The sequence below is a fragment of the Tepidiforma sp. genome (assembly GCF_034433535.1).
GTDB lineage: Bacteria > Chloroflexota > Dehalococcoidia > Tepidiformales > Tepidiformaceae > Tepidiforma.
Genome location: NZ_DAOUAO010000099.1, coordinates 1 through 2,535 on the forward strand (window position 1 = coordinate 1; position 2,535 = coordinate 2,535).

The 2,535-nt window shown below is 71.4% G+C and carries 4 protein-coding genes and 1 pseudogene; all 5 read left to right on the forward strand.

Going from position 1 to position 2,535, the window contains the following annotated elements; genetic code table 11:
* Positions 1–222, forward strand: a 222-nt coding sequence (locus VAE46_RS05315; RefSeq protein ID WP_322795877.1) for a hypothetical protein, incomplete at its 5' end; no start/stop codon positions are given.
* Positions 223–226: 4 nt separating this feature from the next.
* Positions 227–985 carry a tRNA pseudouridine(38-40) synthase TruA gene (truA, locus tag VAE46_RS05320; protein WP_322795878.1) on the forward strand — a complete coding sequence of 253 codons (759 nt, stop codon included), beginning with the start codon at positions 227–229 and terminating at the stop codon, positions 983–985.
* Positions 982–1,389: pseudogene (rplM, locus tag VAE46_RS13525) on the forward strand (50S ribosomal protein L13); the annotation flags it as partial. The gene truA and the pseudogene rplM, both read left to right, overlap by 4 nt.
* Positions 1,390–1,803: 414 nt before the next feature.
* The gene (gene rpsI / locus VAE46_RS05330; protein WP_322795880.1) at positions 1,804–2,202 is read left to right on the forward strand and encodes a 30S ribosomal protein S9; all 399 of its coding nucleotides are present in this window, start codon (positions 1,804–1,806) and stop codon (positions 2,200–2,202) included.
* A gap of 149 nt (positions 2,203–2,351) precedes the next feature.
* Positions 2,352–2,535: hypothetical protein (locus VAE46_RS05335; RefSeq protein ID WP_322795881.1), on the forward strand; the 184-nt coding region annotated here is incomplete at its 3' end.

Below are 2,535 nucleotides of genomic sequence, written 5' to 3' on the forward strand. Positions count from 1 at the left end.
GCCCGCGCTGCCGCAGCCGCCGCCGCGCCGGCAGCCGCCGCACCCGCGGCCGAGGACGTGACCGACGCAACACCCGCCGAATCGGCTGCGGAGGCGCCTGAGACGCCCGCGGCTGAGGCCGCATCCGCCGAAACCGCCGCCCCCGAAGCGCCGGAGACGCCGGCGGCCGAAGCCGGGCAGCCCGAAACCAGCGACGAGCAGGAGGAAACCAACAACGCATGACCCCGTGACCGCGAGACGCTTCGCGGCCACCGTCAGCTACGACGGTACCGACTTCGTCGGCTCCCAGCTCCAGCCGAACGGCCGGACCGTCCAGCAAGAACTCGAACGCGCCGCCAGCCAGCTCTTCCAGGCCAGCGTGCGCGTTCACCTCGCAGGACGCACCGATGCCGGCGTCCATGCGAGGGGCCAGGTGGCAGCATTCACCGCCCTCACCCGGCACGATGCCGCCACCATCGGGCGAGCGCTCAACGCGCTCCTCCCCGAAGATGTAGCGGTCCGCGCAGTGCGCGAGGTCCCGCTGGCGTTCGATCCACGCCGCTGGGCCCGCAGGCGCTGGTACCGCTACACCATCAGCAACGGCGAGGCGCGCGACCCCCTCGCGCGCCGCTTCAGCTGGCACATCGAGGGCAACCTCGACCTCGACGCCATGCAGGAGCTCGCCGCACACTTCATCGGCCGGCGCGATTTCCGCGCCTTCGCCGGTGTTCTCGAACCGGGGCGCTCCCCCGTGCGCACCGTGTTCGCCACGCGAGTCCATCGCTCCGGCGATGTGCTCCATTTCGATATCGAGGCAGACGCGTACCTGCCCCAGATGGTCCGGCGGCTCACCGCCGCGCTCGCCAGGGTTGGACGCCACGCCGCAACACAGGAGGAAATCGTCAGCCTGCTCGAACAGGCACGGCCCGGCAGCTTCACCCACCTGGCGCCCGCCCGCGGCCTCTGTCTCGAACGTGTCTGGTACGACGAGGGATACACGCCATGAACACCACCGTCCGCATCAAAGCCTCGCAAATCTATAAGGACTGGCACGTCATCGACGCCGCCGGGCGGCCCCTCGGCCGCGTCGCCACCGAAGTGGCCCATCTCCTGCGCGGCAAGCACAAGCCCACCTTCGAACCCCACCTCGATGGCGGCGACTTCGTCATCGTCGTCAACGCGTCGAAGGTCCGCCTCTCCGGCAACAAGGCCGCGCAGAAGGTCTACTATCGCCACTCCGGCTACCCCGGCGGCCTCAGCGCTCGTTCCTTCACCGAGCAGATCCAGCGCTTCCCCGAGCGGGTCATCGAACGCGCCGTCTGGGGCATGCTCCCCAAGGGCCCCCTCGGCAAGCAGATGCTCCGCCACCTCAAGGTCTACGCCGGGCCCACCCATCCGCACCAGGCCCAGGTGATCGCCAGCCAGCGCGCCCAGGCCCAGCGGCAGGCCGCCCTCGAAGCGCTCGCCACCACGCCCTACCGCCCGAAGGGCCTCCGGCCGCTCACCGCTCCCGTCGTCGCTGCCCCGGCCGCTCCCTCGGCCGAGGCCGCCGAAGTCGCCCGCCGCGCGCGTGCCCGCGTCCTCAAGCAGGAAGCCGAATCTGCCGAGCCGACTGCCGAGGAGCAGAATGCGATGGCCGCAGCCGCTGCCGGCGCTGAGGCTACGGCAAGCGAGGCTCCGGCCGCTGAGAAACGCCCGCGCCGCCGCGCGGCTGCTCCTGCCGAAGCCGCCGCCGCAGCCGACACCGCTGCCGAAGCCGAAAAGCCCGCCCGCCGGCGCCGGACCCGCGCCGAGTCCACCTCCGAATCCAGCGAGGAGTAACCCATGGCCGACCAGTACTACTACGGCACCGGGCGCCGCAAAACCGCCGTCGCGCGCGTCCGCCTCTACCCCGGCGGCAACGGCGCCATCATCGTCAACGGCAAGCCCTTCGAGGAGCTCTTCACCCGCGACGCCCACCGCGTGGAGATCCTCGCCCCGCTCAAGCGGCTCAATCGCGAAGGCCGGTTCTCCGCCACCATCAAATGCGAGGGCGGCGGCATCAGCGGCTGGGCCGGCGCCATCAAGATGGGCATCGCCCGCGCCCTCGTGGCCTCCGACCCCTCCCTCAAGCCGATGCTCAAGCGGCCCGATAACCTCCTCACCCGCGACGCCCGCATGAAGGAGCGCAAGAAGCCTGGCCTGAAGCGCGCGCGCAAGGCACCGCAGTTCACCAAGCGCTAAGTCCCCATCACGGGCTCACCCAGGATACCCGGGTCGGCTGCCGGCACGGCGGCCGCCCCTTGTTCTGTTACCCTCCCATCACCGGCCCGACCCCCTGCCGCCGCCCAATCCCCGCCCTCCCTGCGCCGATACCTGCGGCGGGGAGACGAATGAAGCCGGGCAACCTCGTCATCGCAGGGGCTGCGATCGCCGTCGGCGCGATCGTCTACCAGTCGACCATGGGCGCCTCGCAGCCCGCCGCCGTGCCCACGCCCACACCGGCCGCGGAGTCCGCAACCCCCGACCCGGCGCACGAGGTCCACGGCACGCCAGAGGTAGTCCATTCCGCCAGCC